We start from the raw sequence: 16,957 nt of genomic DNA, 5'->3' as shown, positions 1-16,957 counted from the left end.
TAGCGAATGCAACGCATTGCACAAACATCACTGGAATGACAGATCAGGCTTGATGGTCTTTTCCGTTTTTCGCAAACCGCAGAACAAGCCTCTCGACGATCTTGGCCTCTTTTTCCGTGAAATGTGCCTCTTCCCCTGACGGGGTTGCCTGAAGCTTGCGCCGAAAGGCGTAATAGCGATACGCCCCATAAGTGATGCCTGTGCCTGCACCCGCGATAACGACCGGTACCCACACCGGTGTTGAAGCTATTAGCCCTGCGGACATGAGCACGCCGGTAACACCTGAAGCACCGATTGTTGTTCCGAAGATGCCCGCCCCCCCAACAACAGCAGCAGCAGCACCCGTAACAACTGCAGCGCCACTACCCAGTGCCGTAGCGCCACCAACCCAAAGGCCTGTGATTGCTGCAGTGCTCAAATAAGTGCCCGTCACGTATCCACCTGCCGATGTGACAATCATGCCGCCAGCGGCGTGCGGCACCAGTGAGCCGCCTGCTGCGAGTGCCGCTATGACTGGAATAAGTGGCAGTGGCATGGGTGGTCCCTGTAAGTCTTAATTTTAATGAAGTTGACAAATCATCTAATTAAAAAGTACCTTTTTGAGAAACAGGGCTCTGAAATGAGTAACAAATCGTTTTTCATTTGCCATGCTGCTCGCTCTTATGCAGAGAACATCTGCAATGACGTTAGTAAACGCCAGGCAGGGATTGGACGTTACTTGCCACCTATCGCCAGACGATGCTGATTTTCCAGCCGGTCGCCGAAACGACTGGTTGAAGCACGGTTTCTGCGTTCTTTCGTGCCGCAATCAAAAGATCGGGTTTTGCGCAAGCTGCTTCGATATCGCTCTGACCCTTCTGAAGGGCCAGATTCATCGCCTTTGTTTGGCCCTCTGTTCCTGGGATCAAAGACGCTATGCCTTTGTTGTCGACGGTATAGAAGACTGAGCCGCCGGTCTTGGGGTCATGATTGAGCCGAGCTGAAAACACTTTTGGACTTGGAAGAATCAGTGTCGCCGTCTTCGTGTCTGTCGAGAGGTGTTCATACTTTGCAGACTGCAGGTCTGTACCAATCAAACACTCGCCTCGCGCAATCAGCAAGACGCGAGTTCCACCGAATCGGAATTCCCATTGGGTCCACGGGATGTCCTGCGTTACTCGCTGGTCGAACTCGATGACATTGGCATAGTTGACTTTTAGTGTTGCCAGGGTTCCCATTTGCTGAACTGAAACCACCGGTGGTGCAGCTGGTGGCTGCTCCTTCTCGGGCTTTATCTTCCATGTCGCTATAACTGCGAGAGCGGCAACGAGAAGTGTGATGAGTATGTTTTGCATTGTTCGCGATCGGGACAAGGTCTGAATTGTGCCGTTTAGCACCATCATTATATTTTTTAATTAAAATATAATATCATTTTTCTGCCCTCATCGGCACTTTTGGCACTTTCTAAATTTTTAATTAATTCCAAGCAGTCGACATGATCCATCTGGTTAATAGACCTGCTTTGCCAATTAATTCTACTTTCGCCATGATCAGGAACAACAACAGTATTAAAAAAAATTATCAAGGACACAATGATAAATAACCTATGCCATCCATTCAAATTTATTTGAATCATTATATATAAATTACAAAGTATTATGTACGAGCCAACTTCATTATTGTTTTGGCAATGGTGATTGCAGTTTTAGCCGCACCACCAGAGGGTACAAGCACTGCGGCCTCCGCTGCACCTTCAGCTTTTTGTTTAAGAAGATCGAGCATTTGCTGATCCACTTCTTTATGAACCGTAGACTCAAGAACAACAGTATGCGGCTCAAAACAAGGAAACCCCTGCACAAATAGCTGGTACTTATATCCAACCTCAACCTTTGTAGATCGAATAAAAATCCCTTTATCTGCTTCAGTGTTAACAAATGGGTGTACCACAACGGACAAACCATTAGCTTTTACTTGGTCAACACGCTGCTCAGCCAATAATCGCTCATCTGTCCGTACCCGATCAATCATATCTTCTTGCCGACTCTCCATTTCTTTCCTCTGTAAATTCAATCTATTCTCTAGATCGATGGATCTTCGCCAAAGAGCGTAAGAAATCACAATAAATACTAGCAACAAGATCATCAACGCAATTGACAACCCAAAACCAAACAGATCCCAATTGATTTCAATATCATTGCTCATTTGTTAACAATCCCATTTTTAAATTATTTATGTTAAGCACTTTAAGATTATCCAATATTTATTGGACATTTTTGACCCTTAGTAAGGGTGGCATTACTAAAGCAAATGCTAGCAAGTAATTGCATCTTTTCATACCGCAGATTCTTCAGAGTCACTTTGGTTTGATTGATGGTCTCGTTCCTGCACCGCTTCTTCAGCGTTGGCCCGAATCGCTTCGGTATTTACATCCGAGGGCTCAGATCTGTCTTCTTTGATACGCGGCGCAGCGGGTTGCCATGCTTTGAGATGTTGGCCAACTTGCTCGTAAAAGTCGGCCAAGGTTTGCTCTAGTTCTGTTATGAAGTTTTTTCTTTGTGCAAATTTTGCACCAATATCACGGAAAAAAACCACTTCAAATGAAGACACAACTTTGTTAGCTTCTTCGGCAACTTCTGGGCGATCGCGCAGAACCGCAAGAGGGTGCTGCGTTGACTGACCGCGCCCTGGCCAAATAAACCGGATGTGGATGTCATCAGGTTTCGATTTTTGAAGTTGCTTTACGAGCCAGTTCAATCTAGCTTTTGTACTCTTACGGTCCGTGGGAGCTGCGACACGCATGGATGAAAAAACAGATCGCTTTCGCAAGTCTGCACAAATATCAATAACGCCAGCAGTGTTGGGTACATCGAATACAGCGCGAAGACAATTGTCAGAAGCCAGAGTTTGCAGATCGTCTTTCATGCGAAGTTCTGGATCGTGAACATGCGCACGGGAAACCTTAACGTTTACATCTTCGCCAAGTTGGCGACTTAAAATAAGTGAAAGATCCCGTGTTTCTTGATACCACGCACCGATGACTTCTTGCGCCTCATCTGATTTTACGGAGATCGCGCCGCCTGCTTGCACTGTGCCGGTCACGTTTGTCCATGCTGCAGGCATCTGGTCAAAACCTTTGACCCCAGCACTTGGGTGACTCAAAAATCGGACCATTTCGTTCAAAATGACACGTTGTTCACGGTCTTTAACTTCGTCGTTACCCATCTGTAGCGTAGCCTGCGTCAGCAAGTACATCCAAGACCAATGTGCAACTTTTGCTTTTTTAAGTGCCGCTGCACTGAGCTGAACTGGGTGGTGTGTTGGTAGCGGTGCAAATTGGTTTGAAATAGTGATAAGTGCATCGATACCGTTGAGTTTGGCTATCTCGAGATAATTTTCAAGTTGTTCGGTATTTAAATCCGAATTACCAACCTTGGCCTCAACCAATGCCGTCCAGGTTGTAGCGCCGGTCTTCACAACAATCAAACCATCTGGGCGAACGGATTTGTCACCGCCCTTTTTCAGAACTACCTCTGTGTATGTTTGGATTTGAGTCTTTGCACCAACTTTGACGCCAAGATCGGAAAGTAGTGACTTCCCAAAGTTGTCAACAGTTTCAAAGCATGCCAGCAAGATGGAGAGTGTTCGCCCTTCTTTCGAAGTTTCAGCGAGTACAGGAAAAAGACGTGCTCTTTCGCCGCTTACCAAAAGCTCTGATTTGTCACCCAAAATTTGCGAAGAAATGTTTGTCATCATCAATTGATTTTCTACTGCTGCACGTTAAAAAGGACACTGCAAAGTCGAGAAACCTTCGATTTGCTGCAAATAATTTTAAGTCATAATCTAACCCATAATTACTAGAATTTAATCAATAATTCACTTCAATGGCATCGAAGTCGAGGAGCCTGCCGAAACGCTCCAGGTTGCAGAAGGACCGCTTTACCCGTAAGCACCAGCGCCTATTTATGCGCGAGCTGATGAAATAGCGCTCGATGCATTCCCGGCCAGTCTCCAGCACCTGCAGCGTGCTGCGCGCCAGGCGCGAGACTTCTCAGTCACCAACAAGTCATCCCCCCACCCCGGTTGCCGCTAAGCTAAATCTCTTTTGCAGACCTGCGGAGCACAGCCATGGCGTTTGAGATTCTTTCCTTAAAAGACAGCGTTCACCCCGACGAATGGCAGCTGCGGCTGGACTTGGCCGCTTGTTACCGGCTGGTGGCGCTGTACGGGTGGAGCGATCTGGTGTTCACCCACATCAGCGCCAAGCTGCCCGAGTCGGTGGCGGGCAAAGACCATCAGTTTTTGATCAACCCCTACGGCCTGATGTTTGACGAGATCACCGCGTCCAGCCTGGTGAAGGTGGACATGCAGTGCAACAAGCTGCACGACAGCCCCTTCCCGGTCAACCCGGCGGGCTTTGTGATCCACAGCGCGGTGCACGAGGCGCGGCCGGATGCCGGCTGTGTGCTGCACACCCACACCCGCGCCGGGGTGGCCGTGAGCGCGCAGGCGCACGGCGTGCTGCCCATCAGCCAGCAAAGCACCTTTGTGCTGGCCTCGCTGGCCTACCATGGCTACGAGGGCGTGGCCATTCGCGACGAAGAAAAGCTGCGCCTGCAGGCCGATTTGGGCGAGGCCAATTACCTGATGCTGCGCAACCACGGCTTGCTCACCGTGGGCAAAACCATAGCCGATGCGTTCTTGTCGATGTACACCTTTGAGAACACCTGCCGCATCCAGGTCGATGCGCTGGCGGGGCAAGCCGGCCCCAAAGACTTGACGGCTGTGGACCCGCAAATTTTGAACGGCGTGGCCAACGCCATGCGGGTGCAAACCGGTGGCTTGGGCGGCGCGTTTGTTTGGCCTTCGCTGCTGCGCAAGCTGCAACGCGAAAGCCCCGATTACACCCATTAAGGACCCCATGCGCTCTTTGTTTGAACCCTGCCAGGTCGGCAGCATCGCTTTGGCCTCACGCATCGTGATGGCCCCGCTCACGCGCAACCGCGCACCTGGCTCGCTGGCCAACGCCCGCATGGCCACTTATTACCGCCAACGCGCCAACCCGGCCACGGGGGCAGGTCTGATCGTCACCGAGGCCACGGCCATCAGCCACCAGGGCCAGGGCTATGCCGATGTGCCCGGCATCTGGAGTGCCGAACAAGTCGCTTCTTGGAAGCAGGTCACCGATGCGGTGCACGCCGAAGGCGGCAAGATCGTGATGCAGCTGTGGCATGTGGGCCGTGTGTCGCACACCAGCTTGCAGCCCGGTGGCGCAGCGCCTGTGGCACCCTCGGCCCTCACGGCCGAAACCAAGACCGTGCTGCTGGTCGACGGCCAGGCCAAGTTTTTGCCCGTGTCCGCGCCGCGTGCGCTCGACGCGGCCGAGCTGCCGGGCATCGTGCAAGACTACCGCCGCGCTGCGGCCAACGCCATTGCCGCCGGGTTTGACGGTGTGGAAGTGCACGCGGCCAATGGCTACCTGATCGACCAGTTTTTGCGCAGCAGCAGCAACCACCGCAGCGACGCGTATGGCGGCTCGGTCGAAAACCGCGCCCGCTTTTTGCAAGAGGTGATGCAAGGCATCGTGGCCGAAATTGGTGGCCCGCGCACGGGCATCCGCCTGTCGCCCGTGACGCCCGCCAACGGCGTGAGCGACGACCAGCCCCAGCCGCTGTTTGAGCATGTGGTGCGTTTGTTGGCCCCCCTGGATTTGGCCTTCTTGCATGTGATTGAAGGCTCTACGGGCGCGGCCCGTGACCACCAGCAAGGCGAATTGCCGTTTGACTACGCCGCTTTGCGCCAGGCCTACACCCAAGCGGGCGGGCGGGGCGCGTGGATGCTCAACAACGGCTACGACCTGACCTTGGCCGCGCAGTCTTTGGCCAGCGGTGCAGACCTGATCGCCTTTGGTCGCCCCTTCATTGCCAACCCCGACCTGGGTGCACGGCTGCGCCAAGGCGGCCCCTTCAACACGCCCGACCGCGCCACTTTTTACGGCGGGGGCGATGCGGGGTACACCGACTACCCGCGCTTGTCAGAGGCTTGAATCTCTGGCACGGCCCTCAGCCCAAGCCAATGGGTGAGGGTGCGCGTGTAACGATCAGGCTGAAGAGTTTTTCGTAGGCCTCTGTGGGCGGGTAATGGCCCGTGAGCGGGTCGGCGTTTTCAGCAAATGCCTCGTTCAGCAAGAGCCAGTCTTCGTCTGAAAAGCAGCGCTCGGCTTCGGGCAGGATGACGTTTTCTTCCAGGGTCATGTGCTCCAGGTAAGCGTCGATGTAATGGCCCACGGCTTCTTCAAACGCGGTGCGTCTGCTGGGGCCTAACAGCTCCCACGCCAGCAGCAGGTGCTGCAGTTCGCGGGCGGCTTTTTCGCTGCGCATGTGGTCGCGTTCGAGCTTGTCCACAGCCCCCATGACTTTGGGGGCGAGCTTCACGACTTTGGGAAACAGCAGGTTCGACTCTTTGGGGTGGTGCAGGCGCTCCGGGAATTCGTCGATGTAAAACAGCATGCCGCGCAGCACGTCAAAGAATTGGCGTCGGTTGTCGGACGGCCCTTTTTGCACCATGAGCCGCATGGATTGCAGCATGGCGGCCAAACTCGCGTGCTCGTCGCGGATGGTCTGAAGGGCACTGTGGCGTTGCATGAAAACTCTCCGAAAAGTGAATGCTTTCACTTTGCGCTTTTGTGGCACGACCCGTCATGACGCACGTCAAGAAAATGCGCCTTCAGGGTTTCCAGCGCTTGAGCAGCAGGGCATTGGCCATGACACTGACCGAGCTGAGCGCCATGGCCGCGCCCGCCATCATGGGGTTGAGGTAACCCAAGGCGGCCAAAGGGATGCCGGCCACGTTGTAGGCAAAGGCCCAAAACAGGTTTTGCCGGATCTTGGCCACGGTACGGGCCGAGATGTCGAGTGCCGCGCCCACCAAAGCCACTTCGCCGCGCATGAGGGTAATGCCGGCCGCGTGCATGGCCACATCGGTGCCGTTGCCCATGGCCATGCCCACATCGGCGGCGGCCAAGGCAGGCGCGTCGTTTACCCCGTCGCCCACCATGGCCACCACCTGGCCACCCGCACGCAGTTTTTGGACCTGCGCCGACTTGTCGCCGGGCAGCACATTGGCCAGCACTTCTCCGGCTTCGGGGCGTAAGCCCAGGCGGCGGGCCATGGCTTCGGCGGCGGCTTGGTTGTCGCCCGAAATCATCACCAACTTCAGGCCGCGATCGCGCAGCGCGGTCAAGGCTTGTGCAGCGCCCGCTTTGGGTTCGTCGCCAAAACCCATGAGCAGCAGGGCGTGCAAACCTGCATCGGTGCGCTCGGCCAAGGCAGACAGACTCGCGCCTTGTCCCTGCAAGGCGTTGATGTCTGGTTGCCACATGCCGATGTCCAGACCTTCTTCTTGTAGCCAGCGCAAACTGCCCAGCATCAGCCGCCGTCCATCTACCTTGGCCAACACGCCCTTGCCGGGCACGGCCTGCAGGTCTTGCGCGGTGGGGCCTGACAGGCCCTGCTTTTCTGCGGCGCTGACCACCGCACGCGCCAAGGGGTGTTCACTGCCGCTTTGCACGCGTGCGGCCAGGGCCAAAGCCGTTAGCGCGTCGAGCCCGGGCGCGGGCACATGGGCCAGCAAGCGCGGTTGGCCCACGGTGAGCGTGCCGGTTTTGTCAAAGGCCACGGTTTGCACGCGGTGCGCCAATTCCAACGCCTGCACGTCTTTGATCAAGATGCCGTGTTTGGCCGCCACACCCGTACCCGCCATGATGGCCACAGGCGTGGCCAAGCCCAGGGCGCAAGGGCAGGCAATGACGAGCACGGCCACCGCGTGGATCAGGGCGGTTTCAAAATCGGCGCCCGTTGCCATCCACGCCCCCAAGGTGAGCAGGGCGATCACCAGCACCACGGGCACAAACACTTCGGCCACTTTGTCCACCAACCGCTGAATGGGCGCTTTGGCCGCTTGTGCGTCTTCGACCAAGCGGATGATGTGTGAGAGCACGGTTTCGTGGCCCACGGCCGTGACGCGCATGAGCACTCGCCCTTCGCCATTGATCGAGCCGCCCGTCAAGGCCGCACCCGGTACCTTGGCCACGGGCAAGGGCTCACCGGTCAGCATGGATTCGTCCACCTGGGTTTGGCCTTCGACCAGTTCGCCGTCCAGTGGAAAACGCTCGCCGGGCCGCACCACAATCTGGTCACCCACCAGGATTTCGTCCACAGGCACATCGACTTCGCCGTCGTCGCCCAACCAATGGGCTTTGTCCGGGCGCAAGGCATGCAAGGCCCGAATCGCCTCGGTGGTCTGGCGCTTGGCACGCGTCTCCAGCCATTTGCCGAGCAGCACCAAAGTGATGACCACGGCCGAGCCTTCAAAGTACAGGTGCGGCGCATGCCCCTCATGCGCCGTGAGCCACAACCACACCGACAAGGCCCAGCCTGCGGTGGTGCCCAAGGACACCAGCAAATCCATGTTGCCCGTGAGCGCCTTCACCGCATGCCAACCGGCTTTGTAAAAGCGTGCGCCCAACACAAACTGCACGGGCGTGGCCAGCGCAAACTGAACCCAAGCGGGCAGCATCCAGTGCTGGCCCCACAGCTCGGCCAGCATGGGCAGGACCAATGGCGTGGTCAGCAGCAGACCCACACCGACCGGCATGAAGCCTGCCCATGGTGATTCACGGCCTGCATCGGCTTGTGCTTCGGGTGTGCGGGGCTCGTACCCGGCGTCGCGCACCGCACGGCGCAGGCGTGCGTCGGTCACATCGCTTGATGCCACTTCGATGCTGGCCGATTCGGTGGCCAGGTTGACCGTGGCGCTGAGCACACCGGGCAATTTTTTCAGGGCTTTTTCGACGCGCGCCACACATGATGCGCAGGTCATGCCGCCGATGCCGATGTCGTAGGTGATGGGGGGTTCAATCTTGATCTGCGTCATGGCATGTAGTCCTGGATGGTCTATGCTCAGACCAGACCCTAACGGGTCGTGTTCAGTTCATTGGAGAGGATGCATCATGAACCAAATTTTCACCGTTGAAGGCATGACGTGTGGCCACTGCGAAAAAGCAGTCACCAAGGCTTTATTGTCTTTGGATGCACAGGCCAAGGTTGTGATCGACCGCACACACAACAGCGTGCAAGTGGATTCAGAAAAAAACCGCGAAGCTTTGGCCCAAGCCATTGCCGATGAAGGTTACCGCGTCAGCGCTTGAGTTTTTTAACCACCAGGGAGTTTCACATGACCAAAAATATTGGCAACATCGAACGCATCATCCGCATCGTGGGCGGTCTTGTCCTGATCGCACTGGCCGCCACAGGCACCGTGGGCGTTTGGGGCTGGCTGGGCCTGGTGCCTTTGGCCACAGGCTTGGTGGGGTGGTGCCCGCCTTACAGCTTGCTGGGCATCAACACCTGCAAGAATAAAAACACCTGATCTTTACAAATCAGCAGCATCCGGGCACAGCCCGGATACATGGGCGAATCACACTGCAGACATCCCATCAACCAAAGGATGTTTCCATGAAATCGATTCGCACCACTTTGATAGCCACGGCCTTGATGGCCGGTTTGACCGGTCTGGCCTTGGCCCAAAACACCACAGCGCCTGCCGACAACGCCCGTGCTGGCCGCATAGAGAAAATGCGCGAGCACAAAGCTGAGCGGCATACGCAACACTTGACTGAGCTCAAGTCCAAATTGAACTTGCAAGCGGCTCAAGAACCCGCGTGGAACACTTTCACCCAGTCCATGCAGCACCCTGCCCGCATGGCGCGGCCCGAACGTGCAACTTTTGAACAGATGACCACGCCCGAACGCCTGGACATGATGCAAGCCATGAAAGCCCAACGCGACGCGCACATGCAACAACGCGCCGATGCGACCAAGGCTTTTTACGCCACCTTGAGCGCTGACCAAAAGCAGGTGTTTGACCAGGAAACCGCCCGCATGATGAAAGGCTCTGGCATGCACGCCATGAAACACCAAGGCGGTCACGGCCACCACTGAGTCCACACCATCACCATCTGACCAAGTTCTGAGTGCTTGGTTTGAATCCAAAAGGCTGCTTGGCAGCCTTTTGCCATTTGATACAGGTCAAATTCTCAAATCGCCGGGTGGATAAGCTTGGTTGCATGACACACGCTTCCCCACCTCCACAACATTCCCCCAACTCAACGCCCGACTCGTCAACAAGGCGCGGGCGCTTGAATTTGCCCTGCGTTTTGCCCATTGACGGCAAGCAACCCCTGTATTGGCTTTATTTGGGTCTGAAAGACATTTGCCATTCACCGTGGCTGAGCCTGGCCCATGGCCTGCTCATGGCCATGGGTGGTGGGCTGATCACTTGGCTGGCGCACGACCGTTTTTGGTTGCTTGCCAGCGCGGTGTCGGGTTTTCTGGTTGTTGCTCCGGTGTTGGCGACCAGTTTGTATGCCATGAGCCGCGCCATCGAAAGAAACGAGGCCGTGAACCTGCGGCTTTTGTTCAAGACCTGGACGCAATGGCAGACGCTGCAGAACAACGAGCCTGTGAGTTACTGGTGTCTGGTGCGTTTTGGCTTGTTGCTGGGCCTGGCGGGCACGGGCTGGGTTTTGACGTCATCGGCCCTGATCACTTTGCTGGCCCCGGTGCCTGTCCACACCCCCATGGATTTCATTCGCCATGTGGTGCTGAGCCCGGACAGTTACCTGTTTGAGCTGTGGCTGGCGCTGGGCGGCCTGATGGCCGCGCCGGTTTTTGCTTCCAGCGTGGTGGCCATGCCTTTGCTGCTCGACCGCCAACTCAACACCCTCCAAGCCGTGCTGACCAGCTGGAAAGTGGTCCTGACCCATCCCATGCCCATGGTGCTGTGGGCATTTTTGATCATGGGTTTGAGCATGGTGGGCATTTTGAGTCTGTTCATTGGCCTGATCGTGATCGTGCCCATGCTGGGCCACGCGTCCTGGCATGCCTACCGCGATTTGGTGGACACCCATGATGTGCCCGAGCGCATGCCCCGGCAGGAGGCTGTGTGATGTGGAATTTCACAGAAGAGCAATTCGCCTGGTTCGGCCTGACCATTGGTGTGAGCGCTTTCATGCTCTACATGCTGTTCATCGTCTTGCAGCTGGCCTGGGAGTCCAAAGCCGGCAAATTCGGCACCTTTGTCATCTTTCTGGGCCTGGCTTTTGGCATGTTGGGTTTTGTGGCGAAGGGGGTCATTCAGTGGGTGATTGACAAGTGAGAAGCGACTCGGGACAAAGCTGTGGATAAAAATAGCGCAACCCATGACTTATCCACAGCTTGATCCGGTTTCGCAAAGTTGTTCATTTTGGCGTGACACCACAAAAGCAAGGTCACGCACATGCTTGAAAATCATCCAAGTCCTTGTCCGAATTGAAAAAAAACGCCTTGTCCACAACACAGGCCGAACCTTACTACTACGACTATTTAAAGATATAAAACCATAGAGAGATAACAAAAAACAAGTGCGCTGTTAAGATTTGCGTCTTTTTCCCCCTGACGGCAACATGGCGATCGCTTCAGAAGACCCTTCCAACCCCTGTTACGAGATCAAAAGCGCCGATTTGTCCTTGGTGGCTTTGCTGCTCAAAACCACCGACATCGCAGAGGTTGCACGGGCTTTGAAGCAACAAATGGCTGAAAGCCCTGGTTTTTTTGACCAAGATCCCGTGGTGATTGACGTCAGTGGTTTGGGCTTGGTGGACGACGAAACCATCGACCTCAAGGGTTTGATGGCTGTTTTGCGCGAACACGCGCTGGTGCCTTTGGCCATCAAAGGGGCGCCTGCGGCGCTTTTGAGCCTCGCCAAGGGGGCAGGCTTGGTGGATGCCACCGACGCCCGCATTCGGCGTTCTGTCCCCCTTGTAGAGGCACCAACACCCCAAGCTCCCCCGGTTGAACACATTGCACCGCCGCCCTCGCCTGTTGGTGCTATGCGCATTGACAAGCCGCTGCGTTCAGGTCAACAGATTTATGCCAAAGGGCGTGATCTGATCGTGATGGGCATGGTCAATGCAGGTGCTGAAGTGATTGCCGATGGCCATATCCATATTTATGGCACTTTGCGTGGCAAAGCAATCGCTGGTGCCCGGGGCAATGGCGATGCCCAAATTTTTGCCCAGGTGATGGAGCCAGAACTCATTTCCATTGCTGGCGTTTACCGCACCAGTGAAAATCCGTTGTCCAAAGACGTTTTGGGCAAACCGGCACAAGTTTCTTTGCAGTCAGGCCCAGACGGGGACAAACTGCTGATTACCCCTTTGAAAACCTGATTTTCATTTTTTTATTTTGTCCAAGAAAGTTCATCCATGGCAAAAATCGTTGTTGTGACCTCTGGCAAAGGCGGTGTGGGCAAAACCACGACCAGCGCCAGTTTCGCCACAGGCTTGGCCCTCAAGGGCTTCAAGACCGCTGTCATTGACTTTGATGTAGGCCTGCGCAATCTGGACCTGATCATGGGCTGCGAGCGCCGTGTGGTGTATGACCTGATCAATGTGATTCAGGGCGAAGCCAACCTGAACCAGGCCCTGATCAAGGACAAACAATGTGACAACCTGTTTGTGCTGGCCGCTTCCCAGACCCGTGACAAAGACGCTTTGTCTCAAGAAGGTGTCGAAAAGGTCTTGAACGACTTGAGCGGCATGGGTTTTGAGTACATCGTGTGTGACTCGCCCGCGGGCATTGAAACAGGTGCCTTGATGGCCATGCACTTTGCCGACGAGGCTTTGGTGGTGACCAACCCTGAGGTGTCTTCGGTGCGTGACTCTGACCGCATTTTGGGCATGTTGGGCAGCAAGACCAAGCGTGCGATTGAGGGCCTGGAGCCCATCAAGGAGCATTTGCTGATCACGCGCTACAACCCCGCCCGCGTGGAAGAAGGACAAATGCTGTCCTTGCAAGACATTCAGGACATCTTGCGCATCAAACTGCTGGGTGTGATTCCTGAAAGCGAAACCGTGTTGCAAGCGTCCAACCAAGGCACGCCCGCCATTCACATGGTCAGCAGCGATGTCTCTGAAGCCTACAAAGACGTGATTGCGCGCTTTTTGGGTGAAGACAAGCCGATGCGTTTCATTGAAGCGGAAAAGGCTGGTTTCTTCAAACGCCTGTTCGGAGGCAAATAAACCATGTCCTTTCTTTCCTTCCTCTTGGGCGAAAAGAAGCAGACCGCCAGTGTGGCCAAAGAGCGCCTGCAAATCATCCTGGCACACGAGCGCAGTGGCCGCAATGCTGCCGAGCCCGACTATTTGCCCGATTTGCAGCGTGAGTTGATTGCCGTGATCAGCAAGTACATCAAGATCAACCCGGATGACATCAAAGTCAATCTGGAGCGTCAGGACAACCTGGAAGTGCTGGAAGTCAAAATCGAATTGCCCGATGCCCGCTGAATGCGGCCATCTCTGACCAGCTGACCCATTGCCTCATAAAGGCAATGGGTTTTTTGCCTTCATGAGGCGCTGAGTGACGCCCACAAAGTGCGTGCAACCCGGATGTTGCGTTCCTTGACGTGGCCGTAGCCCTTGATGTTTTCTGGCACTTGCGCCACTTTGACTGCGTGGCTGTGGGTGTCTGCATTCAAAGTGTTCAAGACACGGTCCAGGTGCTGCATGTACTCGCGGATCAAGGCGCGTTCGGTTTGGCGTTCTTCGGTTTTGCCAAAGTAATCCAGCTTGGTGCCGCGCAGGCCTTTGAGTTTGGCCAGCAGTTTGAAGCCCGTCAGCATGATGGGGCCAAACTTGCGTTTGACCAATTCACCTTGGCTGTTGCGCTTGGACCAAAGGGGTGGGGCCAGGTGGTAGTGGACTTTGAAGTCGCCTTCAAAACTGTTTTGGATGCGTTCCATGAAACCGGTTTGGGTGTGCAGGCGGGCCACTTCGTATTCGTCTTTGTAGGCCATCAAGCGGTACAGCTGCCGGGCCACGGTGTCGCTCAACAGCGTTTTGCCCAGCGGAGCCTCGGCCGCTTGCACACGCGCGATGATGCCTTGGTAGAGCTCGGCATAAGCCTTGTCCTGGTAATCGGTCAGGCGCGTCATGCGGTCGGCGATCAGGTCTTCCAAGGATTCGCGCTTTTTGAACTGGATGACTTGTGAGGGTTGGATGGTTTTCATCAACGCATCGGGCTGGTGCGCGGCGTGGCGACCCCATTCAAAAGCAGCGAGGTTGTTTTTGACCTGCACGTCGTTGAGCTCGATGGCCCGCACCAAAGATTCGCGGCGCAAAGGCACCCAACCCTTTTGCCAGGCGTAGCCCAGGATCATGGGGTTGACGTAAATGGTGTCACCCATGAGTTGCTTGGCCAAGGCATCGGCGTCGAAAGCGCCCACGCCTTCCACACCCACTTGTGCGGTGATTTCGGCCACGCATTGTTCGGCCGGGTTTTGCCAGTTGCCGTTTTTCACAAAGGCGGCAGTGGGTGTGCTGTTGCTGTTCAGTGCCACATGGGTGCGGCCAGCGCGCATGCGCAAAGTGGTTTCTTTGGAAGCGCTCACGATCGGGTCACAACCGATGATCAGGTCGGCTGCTGCCATGCTCACGCGGGTGGTGCGGATCTCGTCCTGGCTGTTGGCCACCAGGATGTGGCTCCAGGTGGCACCGCCTTTTTGCGCCAGGCCTGCCGAGTCTTGCGTGACGATGCCTTTGCCTTCCATGTGCGCCGCCATGCCCAGCAGCTGCCCGATGGTGATGACGCCCGTGCCGCCCACGCCCGCCACCACCATGCCCCAGGGTTGGGTGATGAGGGGCAGTTCAGGTTCTGGCAAGGCACCCAAGCTGGCCGGGTTCAAGGCCGTGGTTGTGGATGTGGCTTTCTTTTTGAACGTGCCGCCTTCCACAGTGACAAAGCTGGGGCAAAAGCCTTTGAGGCAGCTGGTGTCCTTATTGCAGGTGCTTTGGTTGATGGTGCGTTTTCGGCCCAAAGGCGTCTCTAAAGGTTCCACCGACAGGCAGTTGGACTGCACACCGCAGTCGCCACAGCCTTCACAGACTTCTTCGTTGATCATCACGCGCACGGCAGGGTCGACCATGGTGCCGCGCTTGCGGCGGCGGCGTTTTTCGGTGGCGCAGGTCTGGTCGTAAATGATGACAGTGGTGCCTTTGATCTCTCGCATTTCGCGCTGGATGCGATCGAGCTCGTCGCGGTGGAACACACGCACGCCTTCGGCCAAAGCCACGCCTTCGTATTTTTCGGGTTCGTCGGTCACGACCACAATGCGCTGCGCGCCTTCGGCCTTCATGCTCATGGCGATCTGCACCACGCTGTGGCCCTCAGACCGTTCACCCACAGGCTGGCCACCCGTCATGGCGACGGCATCGTTGTACAAAATTTTGTAAGTGATGTTCACACCTGAGGCCACGCTCTGGCGCACGGCCAGGATGCCGCTGTGAAAGTAGGTGCCGTCACCGATGTTGGCAAAAATGTGCTGATCGGTGCAAAAGGGTTGCTGACCTGTCCAAGGCACGCCTTCGCCACCCATTTGGGTGAAGCCCGTGGTGCTGCGGTCCATCCAGAGGCTCATGAAATGGCAGCCAATGCCCGCCATGGCGCGTGAGCCTTCGGGCACCTTGGTGGAGGTGTTGTGCGGGCAGCCGGAGCAAAACCAGGGTGTGCGCTCGGCAGCGGCGCCCAGGGTCAGGGTTTGCAGGGATTTTTCTTTGGCGTCCAGCACGGCCAGGTGGGCATCGATGCGGGCGGTGGTGTCGGCATCCACACCCATTTTTTTCAAGCGTTTGGCAATGGCCCGCGCGATCAAGGCGGGTGTCAGATCGGCGTTGGCCCGTAGCAGCGTGCGCTGGCTGGGGTTGGGGATGGACCATTCACCACCAGACACATCGCCTTCGGCTTCGTCGAACTTGCCCAGGATGTTCGGGCGGACATCGTCGCGCCAGTTGTACAGCTCTTCCTTGAGTTGGTACTCGATGACCTGGCGCTTTTCTTCCACCACCAAAATCTCGCGCAGCCCAGTGGCGAATTCGCGGGTGGTTTGCGCTTCGAGGGGCCAGACCACACCCACCTTGTGTACCCGGATGCCCAGGCGTTGGCAGGTGGCGTCGTCCAGACCCAGATCCAGCAAGGCCTGGCGGGTGTCGTTGTAGGCCTTGCCGCTGGCGATCAAGCCAAAGCGGTCGTTCGGTCCCTGGATGACGTTGTGGTTGAGCTTGTTGGCGCGGATGTAAGCGAGCGCTGCATACCACTTGTAATCAAACAAACGCGCTTCTTGTTCCAGCGCCGTGTCTGGCCAGCGGATGTGCACGCCGCCGGGCGGCATGACAAATTCGGGCAGCACGATTTGCACGCGCTCGGGGTCGATGTGTGCGGTGGCACTGGACTCGACGATTTCCTGAATCGTCTTCATGCCCGACCAAATGCCCGCAAAGCGGCTCAAGGCCAAGGCGTGCAAGCCTTGGTCCAGGATGTCTTGCACGCTGGCCGGAAAAAACACGGGCAGGCCGCAAGCCTTGAAGATGTGGTCACTCTGGTGAGCTGCGGTGGAGCTTTTGGCCACATGGTCATCGCCCGCCACGGCCAGCACGCCGCCCCAAGGTGTGGTGCCGGCCATGTTGGCGTGTTTGAACACGTCCGAGCAGCGGTCCACGCCGGGGCCTTTGCCGTACCAGATGCCGAACACGCCATCAAACTTGTTGGTGCCGGGGGGCGCAAAGCCCAGTTGCTGTGTGCCCCACAAGGCAGTGGCGGCCAGCTCTTCGTTGACGCCGGGCTGGAACACGATGTGCTGGGCCTTCAGGTGGTTTTTGGCTTTCCACAGCGATTGGTCGTAACTGCCCAAGGGCGAGCCCCGGTAGCCGCTGATGAAGCCTGCTGTGTTTTTGCCCTGCAAGGCGTCGCGTTGGCGCTGCAGCATGGGCAGCTTGACCAGGGCCTGCACGCCGCTCATGAAAGCGCGGCCGACATCGAGGCTGTATTTGTCGTCCAAGGTCACCGTCTCTAAAGCCTGGCGAATCGATTCGGGCAAGGGGGCGTTCATG

Annotated in this window: 17 protein-coding genes; 10 read left to right on the top strand and 7 right to left on the bottom strand. The window is 56.4% G+C overall.

Features of this window, described 5'->3' with window-relative positions; genetic code table 11:
• Positions 1-43 precede the first annotated feature (43 nt).
• The 4 genes from QZ190_RS14730 to QZ190_RS14715 form a co-directional block, all read right to left on the bottom strand.
• On the bottom strand, positions 44-535 hold the full coding sequence (locus tag QZ190_RS14730; protein ID WP_291917659.1) for a hypothetical protein: 492 nt from the start codon (positions 533-535) through the stop codon (positions 44-46).
• A 190-nt stretch (positions 536-725) separates the two neighbouring features.
• Entirely contained in the window at positions 726-1,334 is a 609-nt protein-coding gene (locus QZ190_RS14725; protein ID WP_291917656.1) for a DUF4230 domain-containing protein, read from the bottom strand.
• A 301-nt stretch (positions 1,335-1,635) separates the two neighbouring features.
• Positions 1,636-2,181 (bottom strand): hypothetical protein, encoded by a 546-nt coding sequence (locus QZ190_RS14720; protein WP_291917654.1) that lies wholly within the window; start codon positions 2,179-2,181, stop codon positions 1,636-1,638.
• Positions 2,182-2,310: 129 nt separating this feature from the next.
• A complete protein-coding gene (locus QZ190_RS14715) occupies positions 2,311-3,729 on the bottom strand; it encodes a hypothetical protein (RefSeq protein ID WP_291917652.1) in 1,419 nt (472 codons plus the stop codon).
• Positions 3,730-4,104: 375 nt separating this feature from the next.
• Here QZ190_RS14715 and QZ190_RS14710 point away from each other — a divergent pair, with 375 nt between their 5' ends.
• Both QZ190_RS14710 and QZ190_RS14705 read left to right on the top strand, forming a co-directional pair.
• Positions 4,105-4,890 (top strand): class II aldolase/adducin family protein, encoded by a 786-nt coding sequence (locus tag QZ190_RS14710; RefSeq protein WP_291917649.1) that lies wholly within the window; start codon positions 4,105-4,107, stop codon positions 4,888-4,890.
• Between the two features lie 7 nt (positions 4,891-4,897).
• Positions 4,898-6,022 (top strand): alkene reductase, encoded by a 1,125-nt coding sequence (locus QZ190_RS14705; protein ID WP_291917645.1) that lies wholly within the window; start codon positions 4,898-4,900, stop codon positions 6,020-6,022.
• Positions 6,023-6,038: 16 nt separating this feature from the next.
• Here the strand turns inward: QZ190_RS14705 and QZ190_RS14700 are convergent, their stop codons facing one another.
• Complete coding sequence (locus QZ190_RS14700) at positions 6,039-6,620, bottom strand: hemerythrin domain-containing protein (RefSeq protein ID WP_291917642.1); 582 nt, start codon at positions 6,618-6,620, stop codon at positions 6,039-6,041.
• A gap of 82 nt (positions 6,621-6,702) precedes the next feature.
• The gene (locus QZ190_RS14695; protein ID WP_291917639.1) at positions 6,703-8,910 is read right to left on the bottom strand and encodes a cation-translocating P-type ATPase; all 2,208 of its coding nucleotides are present in this window, start codon (positions 8,908-8,910) and stop codon (positions 6,703-6,705) included.
• Between the two features lie 76 nt (positions 8,911-8,986).
• Here QZ190_RS14695 and QZ190_RS14690 point away from each other — a divergent pair, with 76 nt between their 5' ends.
• From QZ190_RS14690 to minE, 8 genes are all read left to right on the top strand, one after another.
• Positions 8,987-9,184, top strand: coding sequence for a heavy-metal-associated domain-containing protein (locus tag QZ190_RS14690; protein ID WP_291917638.1), 198 nt, complete (start codon positions 8,987-8,989; stop codon positions 9,182-9,184).
• Between the two features lie 26 nt (positions 9,185-9,210).
• Positions 9,211-9,405, top strand: coding sequence for a DUF2892 domain-containing protein (locus tag QZ190_RS14685; protein ID WP_108365606.1), 195 nt, complete (start codon positions 9,211-9,213; stop codon positions 9,403-9,405).
• Between the two features lie 86 nt (positions 9,406-9,491).
• The gene (locus QZ190_RS14680) at positions 9,492-9,977 is read left to right on the top strand and encodes a Spy/CpxP family protein refolding chaperone (protein ID WP_291917633.1); all 486 of its coding nucleotides are present in this window, start codon (positions 9,492-9,494) and stop codon (positions 9,975-9,977) included.
• Positions 9,978-10,102: 125 nt separating this feature from the next.
• Positions 10,103-10,984, top strand: coding sequence for a DUF2189 domain-containing protein (locus QZ190_RS14675; protein ID WP_291917630.1), 882 nt, complete (start codon positions 10,103-10,105; stop codon positions 10,982-10,984).
• Positions 10,984-11,193 carry a DUF2788 domain-containing protein gene (locus QZ190_RS14670; protein WP_291917628.1) on the top strand — a complete coding sequence of 70 codons (210 nt, stop codon included), beginning with the start codon at positions 10,984-10,986 and terminating at the stop codon, positions 11,191-11,193. The genes QZ190_RS14675 and QZ190_RS14670 overlap by 1 nt, the downstream gene beginning before the upstream one ends.
• 286 nt (positions 11,194-11,479) lie before the next feature.
• Positions 11,480-12,244 (top strand): septum site-determining protein MinC, encoded by a 765-nt coding sequence (gene minC / locus QZ190_RS14665; RefSeq protein WP_291917625.1) that lies wholly within the window; start codon positions 11,480-11,482, stop codon positions 12,242-12,244.
• Positions 12,245-12,280: 36 nt separating this feature from the next.
• Positions 12,281-13,096, top strand: coding sequence for a septum site-determining protein MinD (gene minD, locus QZ190_RS14660; protein WP_291917622.1), 816 nt, complete (start codon positions 12,281-12,283; stop codon positions 13,094-13,096).
• 3 nt (positions 13,097-13,099) lie between these two features.
• Complete coding sequence (gene minE / locus QZ190_RS14655) at positions 13,100-13,360, top strand: cell division topological specificity factor MinE (RefSeq protein WP_291917619.1); 261 nt, start codon at positions 13,100-13,102, stop codon at positions 13,358-13,360.
• Between the two features lie 59 nt (positions 13,361-13,419).
• On the opposite strand, the gene QZ190_RS14650 is transcribed toward minE, so the two are convergent.
• Entirely contained in the window at positions 13,420-16,956 is a 3,537-nt protein-coding gene (locus QZ190_RS14650; protein ID WP_291917617.1) for an indolepyruvate ferredoxin oxidoreductase family protein, read from the bottom strand.
• Between the last annotated feature and the right edge of the window lies 1 nt (position 16,957).

The organism is Limnohabitans sp. (genome assembly GCF_017848645.1).
In the GTDB taxonomy this organism is placed as follows: domain Bacteria; phylum Pseudomonadota; class Gammaproteobacteria; order Burkholderiales; family Burkholderiaceae_C; genus Limnohabitans_A.
The sequence above is the reverse complement of the archived record's forward strand: the minus strand, read 5'-3'. Positions and strand labels throughout refer to the sequence as shown.